The 14727-nt window shown below is 68.1% G+C and carries 11 protein-coding genes and 5 pseudogenes; 8 read left to right on the forward strand and 8 right to left on the reverse strand.

All coding sequences use genetic code 11. The features are described from left to right. Positions 1-37 precede the first annotated feature (37 nt). Positions 38-1603: an MFS transporter gene (locus tag AAFF41_RS02505; protein WP_319752186.1), complete on the forward strand. Its 1566-nt coding sequence runs from the start codon at positions 38-40 to the stop codon at positions 1601-1603. A gap of 402 nt (positions 1604-2005) precedes the next feature. Here the strand turns inward: AAFF41_RS02505 and gap are convergent, their stop codons facing one another. The 3 genes and pseudogenes from gap to AAFF41_RS02520 all read right to left on the reverse strand — a co-directional run bounded on the left by gap (position 2006) and on the right by AAFF41_RS02520 (position 5393). Next, positions 2006-3004 (reverse strand): type I glyceraldehyde-3-phosphate dehydrogenase, encoded by a 999-nt coding sequence (gap, locus tag AAFF41_RS02510; protein ID WP_343323369.1) that lies wholly within the window; start codon positions 3002-3004, stop codon positions 2006-2008. A gap of 110 nt (positions 3005-3114) precedes the next feature. After that, positions 3115-4071: a GlxA family transcriptional regulator gene (locus AAFF41_RS02515; protein ID WP_060894525.1), complete on the reverse strand. Its 957-nt coding sequence runs from the start codon at positions 4069-4071 to the stop codon at positions 3115-3117. A gap of 164 nt (positions 4072-4235) precedes the next feature. Next, positions 4236-5393: pseudogene (locus AAFF41_RS02520) on the reverse strand (RNA-guided endonuclease InsQ/TnpB family protein). A 485-nt stretch (positions 5394-5878) separates the two neighbouring features. Here AAFF41_RS02520 and AAFF41_RS02525 point away from each other — a divergent pair. The 3 genes and pseudogenes from AAFF41_RS02525 (at position 5879) to AAFF41_RS02535 (ending at position 8017) form a co-directional block, all read left to right on the forward strand. Next, positions 5879-6244 carry a hypothetical protein gene (locus AAFF41_RS02525; RefSeq protein ID WP_343323370.1) on the forward strand — a complete coding sequence of 122 codons (366 nt, stop codon included), beginning with the start codon at positions 5879-5881 and terminating at the stop codon, positions 6242-6244. 667 nt (positions 6245-6911) lie between these two features. After that, a pseudogene (locus tag AAFF41_RS51360) lies at positions 6912-7257 on the forward strand (hypothetical protein); the annotation flags it as partial. 211 nt (positions 7258-7468) lie between these two features. After that, positions 7469-8017 (forward strand): DUF1062 domain-containing protein, encoded by a 549-nt coding sequence (locus AAFF41_RS02535; RefSeq protein ID WP_343323371.1) that lies wholly within the window; start codon positions 7469-7471, stop codon positions 8015-8017. Positions 8018-8395: 378 nt separating this feature from the next. Here AAFF41_RS02535 and AAFF41_RS02540 read toward each other — a convergent pair whose 3' ends face one another. After that, on the reverse strand, positions 8396-8593 hold the full coding sequence (locus tag AAFF41_RS02540) for a hypothetical protein (protein ID WP_343323372.1): 198 nt from the start codon (positions 8591-8593) through the stop codon (positions 8396-8398). Positions 8594-9201: 608 nt separating this feature from the next. Between AAFF41_RS02540 and AAFF41_RS02545 the strand changes: the two genes are divergently transcribed. Together AAFF41_RS02545 and AAFF41_RS02550 are read left to right on the forward strand one after the other, a co-directional pair. After that, positions 9202-9819, forward strand: a complete 618-nt coding sequence (locus AAFF41_RS02545; protein WP_343323373.1) for an Lrp/AsnC family transcriptional regulator — start codon at positions 9202-9204, stop codon at positions 9817-9819. Positions 9820-10056: 237 nt separating this feature from the next. Further along, positions 10057-10332 (forward strand): hypothetical protein, encoded by a 276-nt coding sequence (locus tag AAFF41_RS02550; protein WP_343323374.1) that lies wholly within the window; start codon positions 10057-10059, stop codon positions 10330-10332. On the opposite strand, the pseudogene AAFF41_RS51365 reads toward AAFF41_RS02550, so the two are convergent. Then, positions 10309-10539, reverse strand: a pseudogene (locus AAFF41_RS51365) (MFS transporter); the annotation flags it as partial. The gene AAFF41_RS02550 and the pseudogene AAFF41_RS51365 overlap by 24 nt on opposite strands. 129 nt (positions 10540-10668) lie before the next feature. On the opposite strand from AAFF41_RS51365, the pseudogene AAFF41_RS02555 reads away from it, so the two are divergent. Then, a pseudogene (locus AAFF41_RS02555) lies at positions 10669-10928 on the forward strand (hypothetical protein). A 135-nt stretch (positions 10929-11063) separates the two neighbouring features. On the opposite strand, the pseudogene AAFF41_RS51370 reads toward AAFF41_RS02555, so the two are convergent. The 3 genes and pseudogenes from AAFF41_RS51370 to AAFF41_RS02565 all read right to left on the reverse strand — a co-directional run. Then, positions 11064-11153, reverse strand: a pseudogene (locus AAFF41_RS51370) (MarR family transcriptional regulator); the annotation flags it as partial. Positions 11154-11247: 94 nt separating this feature from the next. Further along, the gene (locus AAFF41_RS02560; protein ID WP_343323375.1) at positions 11248-11520 is read right to left on the reverse strand and encodes a nuclear transport factor 2 family protein; all 273 of its coding nucleotides are present in this window, start codon (positions 11518-11520) and stop codon (positions 11248-11250) included. Between the two features lie 1008 nt (positions 11521-12528). Beyond that, the gene (locus AAFF41_RS02565) at positions 12529-13722 is read right to left on the reverse strand and encodes an RNA-guided endonuclease InsQ/TnpB family protein (protein ID WP_343323376.1); all 1194 of its coding nucleotides are present in this window, start codon (positions 13720-13722) and stop codon (positions 12529-12531) included. A 474-nt stretch (positions 13723-14196) separates the two neighbouring features. Between AAFF41_RS02565 and AAFF41_RS02570 the strand changes: the two genes are divergently transcribed. Next, complete coding sequence (locus tag AAFF41_RS02570) at positions 14197-14649, forward strand: nuclear transport factor 2 family protein (RefSeq protein WP_319752177.1); 453 nt, start codon at positions 14197-14199, stop codon at positions 14647-14649. The last annotated feature ends 78 nt before the right edge of the window (positions 14650-14727 follow it).

The following is a 14727-nucleotide window of genomic DNA, read 5'->3' on the forward strand; positions in this document are numbered from 1 at the left end:
GTCCCAAGCTCGCGCACCTCAGGAGCCCTCCGTGTCGATGACGACCGAACCCGCCGCCAGAACCGCCACCGGCCGCAGCCTGACCACCGGCACCCTGGTCGCCGGTCTCCTCGCCGTCTGCCTCGCCCAGATCGGTCTGGCCATACCGGCCACCCTCAATGGGCTGTTCCAGTCCGACCTGCACCCGGTCGGCTCGCAGCTCACCTGGATCTCCGACGCCTTCCTGCTCCCGGTCGCCGTACTGGAGCTGACCTTCGGCCTGCTCGGCGACCTCTTCGGCCGCAAGCGGCTGCTGGTCGGCGGCGCTTCACTGCTGGCCGTGGGCGAGCTGGTCAGCGCCACCGCCTCCGGCATCCACCAACTCTGGGCCGGACAGGCTCTGGCGGGCCTGGGCGCCGCCGCCCTGTTCCCGACATCGTTGGCCATCCTGGCCGCCGGCACCACCTCGCCCGCACAGCGGGCCCGGGTCATCGCGATGTGGGCAGCCCTGCTCTCCACCGGCGGATTCCTCGCTCCGCTGCTCGGAGGCATCACCGCCACCTACGGCTCGTGGCGATGGTCCTTCGTCGTGGTCACCGCCATCGCAGCGGCAAGCGCCGCCGTCAGCGCCCTGTTCGCCGTCAACTCCAGTGCCCCCGGAGGGCGTTCACTCGACGTAGCGGGCCAGCTGACCATCGGTCTCGGCTTGTTCTCCCTGCTCTACGCCATCATCCAGGGCCCGACGGACGGCTGGGCCTCACCCTCGATCGTCATCGCCTTCGTCCTGGCGGCCGTGTTCCTCGCCGCCTTCGTCCTGGCGGAGAAGCGCGCCAAGTCCCCGCTCCTTCGCCTGGACCTGTTCCGCAACCGCGCCTTCGCGGTGGCCTCGGTCGTGGCCGTGGTGGGCATGTTCGCCTTCCTGGGCACCGCCTACGCCGTCAGCATCCGGCTCGGCCCGGTACAGGACCAGGCCCCGATGCGGACAGCGCTGGCATTCGTCCTGCTCAACGGCATCACGCTGGTCATGCTGCCACTGACGGAACGGCTGCTGACAACCGCGGCACCCGGGCTGCTGCTCGGCGCGGGACTGCTGCTGATCGCGGCGGGAGACTACTGGGCGGCCACACTGCCGATCACCGACAGCACCTTCACCTCGCTGATCCTGCCGCTCGGACTCGTCGGCCTGGGCTTCGCGATCACCGTCTCGTCGATCACGGCAACAGCTGTCAACACCGTGCCAGTACACCTGGCCGGCATGGCCAGCGCCACCACCAACCTGCTGCGAGACTTCGGCTTCACCCTCGGCCCCGCCGTCATCGGCGCCGTGGCCCTGAGCCGCGCGGCAAACAACTTCTCCGGCTCCCTGCACGACTCCGCCCTCCCCGCGGCACTGAAAGGCGCAGGCACCGCCGTACTCCAAGAGGGCGGCCCACTCGCGGTCAACGGCGCCTCCACAGCGTCACCAAAACTGGCCGACCTGCACCCACTCGCCCTGGACGCCCTCGGCCACGGCTACTCCATCGGCTTCATCGTCTGCGGCTCAGCCGCACTGCTCTCCGCACTACTGGCCCTCATCACACTCCACAGCCGAGCCACCCCACACGCCGATCCCGCAGAGCGCTAGTACAGCAGCCGAACATCTCGCTTCTCCGAGCCGACACAGGACGACATGACAGGGAAATCACGGCTCCACGTGGTCAGGCGGTCGGCCGAATCAACCTGTCCACCAGTGCTTCGCCAAGACTCCCCCATACCGGCCAGATCCCCGCTTGGGTCCGGTGGTTCTCCGTCACGGCCGCAATCGCTTGCCGCGCACGGGTGGCACGCCAGGCATCCGCAGGCCTCGCGCGGTGGAGCCCGATGATCCGGCCGTATCTCCCCCTCCTTCGTGGCGGGCGGTCTTGCCCTCCGCCGATGGGAGCCGGCCCCAGGGCGGTCCGGCACTGCGCGGGTCCGCGTGCGGAGCGCGTCCTGACCGGTCGGGTACCGACGCGCTCCTGTCCCGCAGTCGCCGGACACGCTCCGGTCAGCGGGTGGCGATGAGCTCGAGTGTGTCGATCACGCGGTTCGAGAAGCCCCACTCGTTGTCGTACCAGGCGACCACCTTCACGTGCCGGCCGTCGACCCGGGTGAGGGCCGAGTCGAAGATCGACGAAGCCGGATTGCCCGTGATGTCGGAGGACACGAGCGGGAAGTCCGCGTACTCGAGGATGCCGGCGAGCGGCCCATCCGCCGCGGCGCGGTACGCGCTCAGCACGTCGTCGCGCGTCACGTCACGAGTGACGGTCGTGTTGAGCTCGACAATCGAGCCCACCGGCACCGGCACACGGATCGAGTCACCCGACAGCTTGCCGGCCAGGTTCGGCAGCACGAGGCCGATCGCCTTGGCGGCGCCCGTCGTGGTCGGCACGATGTTGACGGCGGCAGCTCGGGCGCGACGGGCGTCGCGGTGCGGACCATCCAGCAGGTTCTGCTCCTGCGTGTAGGCGTGCACCGTCGTCATGAAGCCGTGCTCAATGCCGGCGAGCTCGTCGAGTACCGCGGCCAGCGGCGCGAGCGCGTTGGTCGTGCATGAGGCGTTCGAGACGATCGTGTGCAGGTTCGGGTCGTACGTGTCGCTGTTCACCCCGAACGCCAGCGTGACGTCCGCGCCGTCCGACGGCGCGCTGACCAGCACCTTCTTCGCGCCCGCAGCGAGGTGGGCGCGGGCCGCCTCCGCCGACGTGAAGCGGCCGGTCGCTTCGAGGACGATGTCGACACCGAGTTCGGCCCACGGCAGCTGCGCCGGTTCACGCTCGGCGAGCACCTTGATGCGACGGCCGTCGACGACGAGGGCGTCCCCGTCGACGGTCACCGGGCGACCGAGTCGGCCGGCCGTGGTGTCGTAGGCGAGCAGTCGCGCGAGAGCGGCGGGCTCCGTGAGGTCGTTGACGGCGACGACCTCAAGAGTGCTGTCGCGTTCGAGCAGTGCGCGCAGCACGTTGCGTCCGATGCGGCCGAATCCGTTGATGGCGATGCGAGTCATAAGTGCTGTCCCTTCGGTTCGCCACCAAGGCTCGCTCGGGGCCCTCACCGGTGACAGTGGCGAGATAGCCATGGTTCAAAAGGATCGCGCCAAGGGCCCCGGTGGCGGGGCTACTCGCCCTGGGCGAAGGTGCGCCGGTACTCGCTCGGCGTGGTGCCGAGGATGCGGTGGAAGTGCAGTCGCAGATTCGCACCGGTGCCGAGACCGACGTCGGTGGCGATCTGCTCGACGCTGCGCTGCGAACGCTCGAGCAGCTCGCGGGCCATGTCGATGCGGGCCCGCATGACCCACTGCATCGGCGTGTACCCGGTCTCCGCTACGAAGCGCCGCGAGAACGTGCGCGGCGAGACCGCTGCCTGCCGCGCCAGTACCTCGAGGGTGAGAGGCTCGTCGAGCCGGTGCAGCGCCCACTCGCGTGTGTCGGCGAACCGCTCACCGAGCGGCTCAGGCACGCTGCGCGGCACATACTGCGCCTGACCGCCGCTGCGGTAGGGGGCTGCGACCAATCGCCGGGCCGCGTGGTTCGATGCGGCCACCCCGAGGTCGCCGCGCAGAATGTGCAGGCACAGGTCGATGCCCGAGGCGGCGCCGGCCGACGTCAGCACGCTGCCCTCGTCGACGAACAGAACGTTCTCGTCGACCTCGACGAGCGGATGCCTCGCCACCAGCGCCCGTGTGTAGTGCCAGTGCGTCGTGGCACGCCTGCCGTCGAGCAGGCCGGTCGCGGCGAGCGCGAAGGCGCCCGTCGAGATGGCGGCGAGCCGCGCGCCCCGGTCGTGGGCAGCGATCAGCGCGTCGACGACGGCCTGCGGCGGATCGTCACGGTCCGGGAACCGATAGCCCGGGATGAAGACGATGTCGGCCCACGCAAGTGCGTCAAGGCCGTCGGCGACGTGGTACGAAAGGCCGTCGCCACCGGTCACGAGACCAGGCGCCGCGCCGCACAGTCGCACCTCGTACGGCATGCTCGCGCGCGTGGTGAACACCTGTGCGGGGATTCCGACATCGAGCGGCTTCGCACCCTCGAGCACAAGGACGGCGACGCGACGCAGGCGGGAGGCTGACACGGAGACAGAGTACGCACGGGTGCGTCCGTGCGTCCGGATGGGGTGGTCGGGCGCGCAGGGTCCGGGTGGAGCCCAGCTGTCAACTTGACCCGGCCCTAAAGGACCGGGCTTGGAGGTAGTGCCCAACTGGCTGCTGGGGTGAACTCCTCCGTTCAGACACCCCGTTATGGGGTGGCAGGGACGCGTGACTCACGCCCCGCATTCCACACGCTCCCGCCACGGGTGGCGATGTTGTGGGAAGCATTCCGGTCGGCGTGGGCAACGACCCCGCACCCCCGGCAGATGAAAAGCTCCTGGTCGACACGGTTGCGCTTGTCGAGGTGGCCGCACCCGGCGCACGTCTACGACGTGTACGCGGGATCAACGAAGACCAGAGGCACACCGGCCCGCTTGGCCTTGTAGACGATGAAGTCTCCCAGCTGGGCGAAGGCCCAGGAGTGGAGTGCGACCCGTTGGGGCTTGCGGAGCCGTACCCGGTTGCGGATGCCCTTGAGTTCTTCGAGGGACAGGCCGCGCCCGGTGTGTTCAGCCTCGGTCACGATCGTCTTGGAGATGATGTGGTTCTGGTTGGCGGCGTGCCGCGCCTCTTTGCGGGCACGGGCCTTGAGTCGCCGCTTGGCGCTGTTGGTGCGCTTCTTCCGGAGCTTGGCCCGCAGGGCGAGCTGTCGTTTGCGGTACCGGTTGAGCCCCCGCCCGGCGGCGAGGTAGCCGGCGGAGGTGGTGGCGATGTTCTCGATGCCCAGGTCCACCCCGATGAAGCCGTCCGGCTCGTACCGCTCGGCCTCGGGCACGTCACAGGTGGCGACGAGGTAGAACACGCCGTCGCGCTCGATCAGGTCGGATTCGCCCTGCCGGTGCACCTGGAGCATCTTGAGCGCGTCGGCGGAGCAGACGAAGCGGATGTTCTTGACCCGGCCGTCCACGGTCCAGATGGACACGGTCCGCTGGTCGTACTGCCAGCTCAGGCACCGGTCGTCATACGGCTGGGCGGCCTCGGGGCGAAAGGTGACCGGCTTGGACTCAGCCTTGCGGCGACGCCTGGAACCGTCCTTGCCGAGGTTCCCGGCCCGGAAGTTGGCCTTGAGCGCGGTATATGAGTCGCGCACCTTCTTGATGACGTGTTGCGCGGCCTGCGCTCCCGTCCCACGGGCTTTGAGTTCGGCGTAAGTGTGATTGCGCAGCTCGTACTCACGCGGCACGCCGTGCTCGAACGCCACCTCCGACACCCAGTTCGCGGCGTCGTTGACCGTGCCCAGGGTGCGCTCAAGCGCGGATGCCTGCGCGGCGTCCGGCATGAGCTTGACCTGCGTCACGATCTTCATGAGCGTAATCGTAACGTTGATCTATGTCACCACGCAGGGAACCAAACCCCGAGATTCGCAGGGGCCATAGCGGCAAACGTCCCGGCTGAGGTCAATAGTGCAGACCTGTGCGCCCGTGCGGGTCAGAGCAGTGTTAAGAAGCGCTTCCTCCCGGGCGTGAACGCCCCGGGTTCCGCGCTAGATCATGCTGAAGGAATCAGAGCGGCTCCACAACCCCACCCGCCTCCCCGCGGCGTCTCATGGCGGTTCCGGTGCGGGAAGGTCGCGCCGGGCGAGGCGCTCGGGCAGATCCGTTCGGGAGCACGACTGAAGCGCGTGGTCATTCGAGCGGACTCCCCTCACGTGCGGGCAGGGCAGCTGATGAACAGACGGGTGCCATGCCCGCGCCCGAGGAGCCGCCACCCAGGTCGACAACCGAGCCTCCCCCACGGCCGCCGAAGTCCGGTCTTCTGGACAAGGCGGCACACATCGCGGCAGCCGGGACTGTGGCCAGGCTGCTGTCCTACTTTGGCAACGTCTACCAGCGCGCGTACTACACCACACTCGGGGTGATCCCCGAAGATCTGCAGTTCTCCGTACAGGCCATGCTGGCCGAGAGCCCGGACGCCGTCTTCCTGCCGCTGTGGTTCCTGCTCGTGTGCGGGCTGATCGTGCTGCTGGTGCTTGGCTGGGCGGGACAGTCGCTCAGCGGGCCACGGCACGCAGCCCGTCGCAGCAAGGTGATCCTCTGGCTGCAGGGCTCGGGCCCTGTCCTGTTGCTGCTGGGCTTCCCTGTCTTTTTCTGGGAGAAGAATCAACGATGTACTCGTAGCGGTACGGACCGGCTCTGTAGCCCAGGTCCTTGTATCTGATGCCGTGCGCGTGGTGCTGGAGGATCACACAGGCGGTGCGAGCGTCGAGCCGACGACGGTCACGACCGGCGTGGCACACCCGAGGGCCGGCACCGATCGGCCCCGCCAGGGAAACGGGCTGCGAGAACGTCGAGCGGCACGTGCGCTGATCGACCTCGCCACGACCATGGCCTTCTTCGCCGTACAACTGCGTCTCACCCACGACGGAGGCACACACGACCGGCCCGGCCGCACCGGGGAGCGGCTGTGGCACCGTACGGCGGGTCCACGGCCTCGCCCGCGGCGCCCATGTACACCGTGACGATGGACGTCATGGCGTCGGTCCTCCGCTCCCGTCGGTCCAGCTGGCTGGCCGGCTTTAGGCGTTGCGGGCCGGGCCGGGCGCAGCCGGATGACCGCGTGCATCAGGGCCGCCGCCCGTCAGGCGTTGTCGACGGCGACGCCGACCTGGGGGGTGCTGACCCGGCGGCGCGCGACGGCGGCCACGAGGTTGGAGAAGACGGCGGCCACGAGGTTGGAGAAGTCGTGGACCGATTACCGGGAGCGGTGTCTCCTGACCTGTCTGGCGCTTCGGACCAGGCCGGTGACGCACGGCCCGGACGACACCCGTAGCCCCTGGCTCAGCTCCACCCACACGGGGCGTCCGACCAGTCGTACGGCCACCCCGTGGGACAGGATCCTGCGGACCGTCCAAGCCGACGCCGACGCGGCAAGCCGCATCGCCCAGTCCATGGCGAGCGTGGAACCACCTCCTCTCGCGCCCACCAACACGCCGTCGGAGCACGCAAGAAGCCGCCGCAAGTGACGGGGAAAGGCGCACGCCCCGACAGCACCTCCCCGACGAGGGACTCGGACCCTCCGGGGCGGACTGCCGCCGACGTAAGAGCGAGATCGAACGGACGATGAACAGGCTCAAGAACCTCCGGGCCGTGGCCGCGAGGCACGACAAGCGGGCCTGCGTCTTCCACGGCACCGTCACCGTTGCCACGATCCGGCTCTGGCTTCGTCCGTGATCCGCTGGATGAAACCTGGCGTTGAGGCGCTCGAAAACCAGTGGAACAGCGCCGCATTACGCCATTACCGTGCTGCCGAACCAAGTCGTCTGGTCAAGGACGTGCCGTTGTACACCCTGTGAGACCTCCCGAGCGCTGATTTGTCGCGCGTCGCGCATGTGCGCCGCGCTCCTTTTTGCTGCGGACTTCTCACTGAAACCGGTGTACTTCTGTGCTCGAAAACTGGGTGGTCGTGCCCACCTGCCTGCCGCTCGTTCGCCGCCGTTGCCACGCGTGCGTGTCCGAGCGATTCCGGACAAGCGGTAAATTTCGCGTCAACGCCAACCACAAGCTCATCGACGCCTGGCTCCTCGCGCTCTGTACCGCCTGCGGGGTAACGGCAAAGCTCGCGGTCCTGGAGCGGATGAATGTGCGCTCCGTACGACCTGAGCTGCTGGACCGGCTGCATGACAACGACCCTGGTCTGGCGGCTGAGTTGCTCCAGGATCCGGTCGTGCGGCGCCGTAGTTGCATCGCCCTCGACTGGGACAATGCCTGGCGCCTCGACACCGGCGGATCGGATCGCCTGGACCGCGAGGTGATCGACGTCTCGGTCCGCTTTGCGGCGCGGATCCCTGTCCGGCCGGTGCGACTGATCGCTGAAGGGTGCGGTCTTTCGCGGGCCGAGGTCGAGAGACTGATCACGGAGGGGAAACTCGTGTCGGCAGTCCGGCTGAGCGGCAAGCTCTCCGGCGACTTCAGCTTCACGCTCAAGCGCTGAGCCCTCCTCGGGACCAAGGGCCTGGCCGGCAAGGTCCGCCGGACAGGCCCTGGTTCGCAGCTGCGTTGGGACGTTCGGAACCATTTCGGGGACAGGACGTCGTCCCTTCCGTCGCCGACCAGCGGCGTTGGAAAGCACTTGAACCGCTGCAGAGCAGAGCCCCCTCCCGGGCATCACTGCTGCACGCCCGAACCGGCAGACGAAGCACCTCCGATGACCCCGTCTTCAGGACCGCGACCACCAGGAACTGCGTCTGGTGATCCTCCTCGCGCTGCTGGTGGGACTGTTGAACACACATGCGGGCCTCGTGGACGGCCGCGGCGTCTCTGGGCGTAGGAGTCGCCGTCGTGAGCGCATTCGCCAGCGTCGTCGCCCGCGTCATCCGGAGGTGATCGGCTCTTCTTCGACGCCCAAGTACTCGAGCGCGTCCATGTTCTCGTCACGGTCACCGGCACCGTCAACGAACAGCTCTTTGCTCGCGGCGGCGTCGACCGCCACGTAGAGATCAGCGTTCTCTCCCAGGCAGGCGCCGGTCAGGGCGATGGACGGCCGTCCGGATGCCCTGGCCTGCTTCACCGTCTCCTGGGGGCCCTTGATCAGACGCCTGGGCTTCGACCACCTGGTGTGGCACGTCATCGCGCATCAACTCAAACAAGTACGCGCCAGGCCGACTGCTTCGGTCGTGACCTCGAAGGCCGGGGCGCATACAGATACCACCGATCCGCGAGACCGCCCGCTGTCTCGTCCCACGTCGACCCGTCCGAGCCGAGACCATGCAACAGGACGACCGGCGGGCGCTCGGATCCCCCCAGGTGCGGCAGGCAAGTCGCACATCACAGACTTCGATCAGGCGTTGATCGTCCACGTCGTCGAAACTAGTAGCGTCGACGACACGGGCTCAGGTCCCCTCCTGATCACAGAACGCCGCAACTCCGTGATCGGCAGGGCCGGCACCTGGGTTGCCGCCGGGACACACATCGCACCTGTTCGCACGACTCGCCCGGTCGCTGTAGTTGCTGCGTGCCGGGCGAGTCGCGCGCTTCTTCCCTCTGCGGTGCGCGGTCCCCTAGTGGGCATCGGCGGGTGTGACGAGGAGGCCGCCGACGAAGATCGCGTGGCGCGTCGCTGGGGCAGTGGGCGGGGTCCCGGTCCCAGACGGTGAGGTCGGCGAAGCGGCCGAGCTTGTGCTGCGCGACCTGCCTGCGACCCCGGCCGTGCAGTCCTGGACGTCGTACGACCTGCTGAAAGTCTTTCCCGCAGGGTTTGCCTGGAGCGCGGGACTGCTGACCCAGGAGGAGTCCGCGCAGCTCTGGCCCGGCTTCGACGCCTCCCCCGAGCCCCTGTCTCCGCTGCCGGAAGATGACGCACTCATCGATGCGCTGATCGAGGACTCCCGGATGACGTACGAGGAACTCGCCGGCCGCACCGGTAAGACTCCACGGACCGTACGTCGCCGCCTGGACGCCCTGGTGGAGGCGCATGCCGTCCGACTGGCCACCGAAGTCGATCTCGCTCTGCTGGGAGTGCATGCCGAGGCACTGCTGTGGATCAAGGCGATGCCAGGGGCGTTGCAGGAGACCGGGCAGATCCTCAGCCGGCATCCACGAGTGCGCTTCACCGCCGCCACAACGGGCTCCAGCAGTCTGTTGGTGGCCGTGGCCGCCGCCGATCTGAGCGCGCTCTATGCGTTCCTGACCGGCACGGTGGGGGCCATGCCGCATATCTCCGACATTGAGGTGACGCCCATTCTCACCGGCGTCAAGCGCACAGGCCTGGTACATCCCGCCGCGCTTTCGTCGTGATGGCGCTTTCCACTGCACGCGGATCGGCCAGGGGCAACGGGCCCGCCGTCCCTCGCTGCGCTGCGCCGGCGCGGGGGCGCACGGAAGCCAGCCGCTCGCGGAGCCGGTGGCGCCGAATGCGGCGACAGCGGTGGCGAAGGACCGTCCCCGTGCCCGCGCGGTGTCAGAGGGCGTCCCCGACATCGGGCCGTCGGAGTAGCTGTCGAACGTGTCGAAGAGGAAGGGCAGTTCGACGCAGTGCGCGGCACCGAGACGGTCGGGATCCTGGGCGGGGTGGAAGTCGAACCGGTAGACGTACGTGGCGTTGCCCCCGGCGGCGTGGTGGTCGGCCATCTGCAGGGCGCCGTTGCGCAAAAGCTCATCTGGTTGCAGTGCGGTGAAAACCTGGGCGGGAGTCGCGGACGGAAGTTCGGCGCCATCGCCGTGGAGCAGGCCCGAGAACAGCAGGAGTTGATTGGCCGTCAGCGCGTTACGCAACGGCTCCATGCCCAGCGCTCCGCCGACCGCGCCTGACCCAAGCGCCGCGAGCAGCAGGCCGTAGCCGCCGGAGCCCTGATGCAGCTGCTCACTGGCGATCACGGGCAGCAGGGCGTCTGTCGGTACACTCACGTGGATTCGGATGCCGGTGGCGGTGGCGGTGGCGTCGAGGATCCCGTCGATGCCCTGGCGGGAGCAGGATCCCCTGCGCGGTGCGGTATCCATCCACCTCACGGCCGACATGTCGACCGCCCGCACCTCCGTCCCGGGCCGCGCGATCGACGCCGGCTCGCCCCTCTTCGGCCACGTCAACGACGCCGACTTCCGAGCGAGAGGCTCGACCCCGAGCAGAAGGCTGCCTGGGACAGTTTCATCCGCATGCAGGAGAAACTCATCGGCCGACTGTCCCGCCAGGTGCAGACCGACTCCAAGATGTCCGCCGCCGACTACGTCGTGCTCGTCAAGCTCACCGAAGCCGGCGGACGGCTGCGCTTGCGATCGAAGCCGCCGCTCCCCTCCATGTCGAGCACGTCCGCCGACTCTTCATCGACGCCCTGACGCCAAAGGAGCTCAGCACGCTCGCCCAGATCTCGAACCGCGTGCTGGAGCACATGGAGAAGCAGCCGGACTGACCGACGGACGGACGGGTCGACCTCATGATGAGCCCCCGCCCGCCGGACGCCGTTGCGTACGCGGCGTCGGGCGGAAACGGAGTCGACGGCGCGCCGCACGTCCGCGGTCCCGCGCATCGCCGAAACCGTGTGCGGTTCCCTGACCACCAGTCCGCGCTTGACCATCCGTGTGACCTGGTGGGACATCCGGCTCTTCTCCCACTCCACCAGATTGGCCAGTTCCAGGCCGGCCGGGGTGGCGACGATGAACGCTCCGCGTCCGTCGTCGGGGCAGTCTACGAAGTACCCGCCTCCGAGGCCGTCAGTGGCAACCCAATGATCAGCGGCACGAGAGAGCTGGCCGGTACGCGTCCTGTACGACGTCCCAGTGCTCGACGATCTTGCCCCGGTCGACCCTGAAGATGCCCTCGACGATGACCGGTTTCGGCCCCCAGCCGGTGACACGGTCGTGAACAGCGACGAGATCACCGTCGGCGAGGACCCCGTGCATCTCGTGGTGGATGTCCGCGGCCTCACTGAGTAGGTCGCGCAGCGTCTGAAGTCCGTTGGGCATGCTGGGGTTGTGCTTGGAGTGGCGTTGGGCAGGAGCCATGCACGCCCGCAGTCAGCCCTGCAGGCAGTGTGAGATCCGGCCGCCCTGGGCCAGAGGCGCGGCCTCACGGCCGTCAGCCGGTTCGGCGCCCGGCTGCCCTGGTGCCCCGGGGCAGACGCGTCTCCCCGGGACACCAGAGCAGCGGCGTGCTGGAACGTCAGACGAAGTTGCACACGGTGATGGTCACGGATCCGCCTTCGGCGCTGATGGTGTACTCGCCGGGCTCGCGCCCGCAGGTCGCCGGCCCGCACCAGTTGTCGGTCAGTCCCCCACCTCAGGAGACCGAAGCGGCCGTCGGCGCGACCGCGTCAGCTCCGGATCGCTCTGCTCGGGAGCCTTCAAGAGTCCCCCGGGATCAACTCGTTCGGCGGGCAGAAGCCGTGGGGACTCCTCCGCGGACGGTGTGCTGCTGATGGCGGTCGGGCCCGTGCCGAGTCGGCGTCGCGTGGTACTCATGACGAGAGTCTGGCGCATGCCTGAAGGCCCCGGAAAACGTAGCCCGCATTGCCCATGGCGGGGATCAGGCTCGGGTACGACACGGCAGGCACGGCGCCGATCAGGATACACCGCCAGATGGCCCAGGCCTGACAGAACGGCCACAACCGACACTGCGTCTCCACTCCCGCTTCCTGTCTGGGACTCCGGACTGGGCGCCTGCCTGCCACCGGCCGGCATCTCCGCTGCTGTGCCTCGGTTTCGCCGCATCCAGCACACGGCCACCCTCATCGGGCCATGGCGCATCTGGTGCGGACGAGACCAGCGACTGCTACGTCGGCCAGCAGTACGCCCCACCGATGGAACTCCAATTGCCCGAACTCCCCCGAGCCTGTGATCGTGCGAACAGGCGCATGCCGAGCGAGACCGCCGAAGCCTTGGCTCTGGACCAGCCGACGTGTGTCGTGCCGACCCAAACCCTCGTCGCGAGACGTGGTGTGCGGAGCCATCGGCCGGTGAGGAAATGACACCGGTCTGAAATTGACTTCTCCCCTTCCTGACGGAGGGGGATTCTTACGGCTCGCGCCGTGAGGGTTTCTGCTTCGTCGCCGACTGCCCGTCCGGAGTACTCCGTTGAGGTCTTACACCAGCTCCACAGACTGTCACCGCCGGTTCGGCGGCCAGAAGATTGTGCGCCGCGTTCACGTCCCGGTCGTGGGTCGTTGCGCAGTCGCACGTCCACGTGCGGACGTACAGCGGCATCGTGTCCCGCAGGGTGTCGCAGGCGGAGCACAGCCCGGACGAGGGGAACCACCGGTCCACAGCGATCACCTCGCGCCCGTACCACGGGGCTTTGTACTCCAGCATCCTCCTGAACTCGCCCCATGCCGCGTCACTGATGGCGCGGGCCAGTTTCCGGTTCTTGACCATGTTGCGCACGGCCAGGTCCTCGATCACGATCGTTTGGTTTGCACGAACGAGCCGAGTGGCCAGCTTGTGCAGGCTGTCGCGGCGCCGGTCAGCGATCCGCGCATGGATCTTCGCGACCTTCAGCCGAACCCTGGCCCGGTTCGCCGAGCCCTTCTCCTTCTTCGCCGGACGACGCTGCTGCCTGGCCGGAACGGCACGGTCCCGGCGCTCGTGCCGGGGGCTGGCGATCTTCTCCCCGGTCGAGAGGGTCAGCAGATGCTCCAGCCCGACATCGACACCGACGGCCTGACCGGTGGCCGGAAGCGGCTTGACGGACGGGTCCTCGCACAGCAGGGACACGAACCAGCGGCCCGCGCTGTCCTGCGAGACCGTCACGGTGGACGGGCTCGCTCCCCCGGGCAGCGGTCTCGACCACACGATGTCCAGCGGCTCGGTCATCTTCGCCCGTGTCAGTTTCCCGTCGCGGGAGCGGAACGCGCTGGTGGTGTACTCCGCACTCCTGCGCGACGTCTTCCGCGACTTGAAGCGCGGGTAGTTGGCCCGTTTGCCGAAGAAGTGGGTGAATGCCGTCTGCAGGTGCCGCAGCGTCTGCTGGAGCGGGACCGAGGACACCTCGTTCAGGTAGGCCAGTTCCCCGGTCTTCTTCCACGCTGTCAGCATCGCCGACGTCTGGTGGTAGCTGACCCGCTCCTGACGGGTCACCCACGCCTCCGTCCGCGCGGCGAGCGCCAGGTTGTAGACCTTCCGCACGCACCCGAACGTGCGCGACAGCTCGGCCGCCTGCGCATCCGTCGGACAGAAGCGGTACCGATACGCCCGCTTCACGCGAGTGCTCACAACTCACAAACTGTCGCATCAACTAGTGGCTGTCTGCGGGAAGTTGGCCGCGAACGACGATCCGCCCTGACGGCGGATCGTCCTTCCCAGCCCTGCTCCGCAGGAGTCCGATTCCTCTCCGCCCTGAAGGGCGAAGTATCCACGGAGGGATCAGATGAGACACCACCCTGCGCGCTGCGACCGCCGCGAAACCACTGATCAGCAGCGCGTCGGGGGCACGGCCGGTGAGAACCTACACCTGTGCGGATTCTCATTCGTTCTCGTTCGTGCCGGCGGATCCTCGTTGCGGTGCGCCCTGAGCGGGGACGTGTCACATTCCGGAAGGCCCTGTCGTCGTACTGCTGAGACGAACACACCGTCCAGCGAGCAGGAGACGCTCGGCGGCACCGGCTGTACCGCCGACGTGGAGGCTTCCGTCTCAGGGCGGACCGGTGTCGTTCGTGCACCGAGTTCAAGGCGATGAGGAGGAAATCGATGAGTGACTTTCAGGCCATCGCGGATCGCGTCGAGATCGAGGCGCTGCGCGGTGAGTTCACCGACGCGGTGATGATGCGCGACTACGACCGTATCGCTTTGCTGTTCACACCGGACGGCGTATGGCGTATGCCCAACATCCCCGTTGAACTCGAAGGGCAGGAGCCGATCCGCGCATGGGGCAGGCGGGTGCCGGATGTCGTGGACTTTCTTGTGCAGAACACGCACCCGGGCGTGATCCGGGTTGACGGCGACACCGCGTCGGGCCGCGCGTATATGTCAGAGGTCGGGCGTGGCCGCGACGGCCGCGGAGGGCTGAACTATGCCATCTACCATGACCGTTACCAGCGCACCGGCGACGGCTGGAAGTTCGCCGAGCGCGTCTACGAGGTCCGATACGAAGACTCCTCGCCGCTGCCCGGCTCACCACCCCGCCCGGTTGAGGACTCGTGACCAGCCCACCCGGCACCCCAGCAGTCTGGGAACTACGACGCGCACCACCGCCGACTTCGCCGCAGGCTGGACGGGTGG

The sequence above is a fragment of the Streptomyces mirabilis genome, from assembly GCF_039503195.1.
Classification (GTDB): Bacteria; Actinomycetota; Actinomycetes; order Streptomycetales; family Streptomycetaceae; genus Streptomyces; species Streptomyces mirabilis_D.

Bases quoted from the DNA above. Each gene is read 5' to 3' on its own strand.
- AAFF41_RS02505 (WP_319752186.1), top strand. From the start codon at position 38: ATGACGACCGAACCCGCCGCCAGAACCGCCACCGGCCGCAGCCTGACC.
- gap (WP_343323369.1), bottom strand. From the start codon at position 3,004: ATGACTCGCATCGCCATCAACGGATTCGGCCGCATCGGACGCAACGTG.
- AAFF41_RS02560 (WP_343323375.1), bottom strand. From the start codon at position 11,520: ATGGCTCCTGCCCAACGCCACTCCAAGCACAACCCCAGCATGCCCAAC.
- AAFF41_RS02570 (WP_319752177.1), top strand. From the start codon at position 14,197: ATGAGTGACTTTCAGGCCATCGCGGATCGCGTCGAGATCGAGGCGCTG.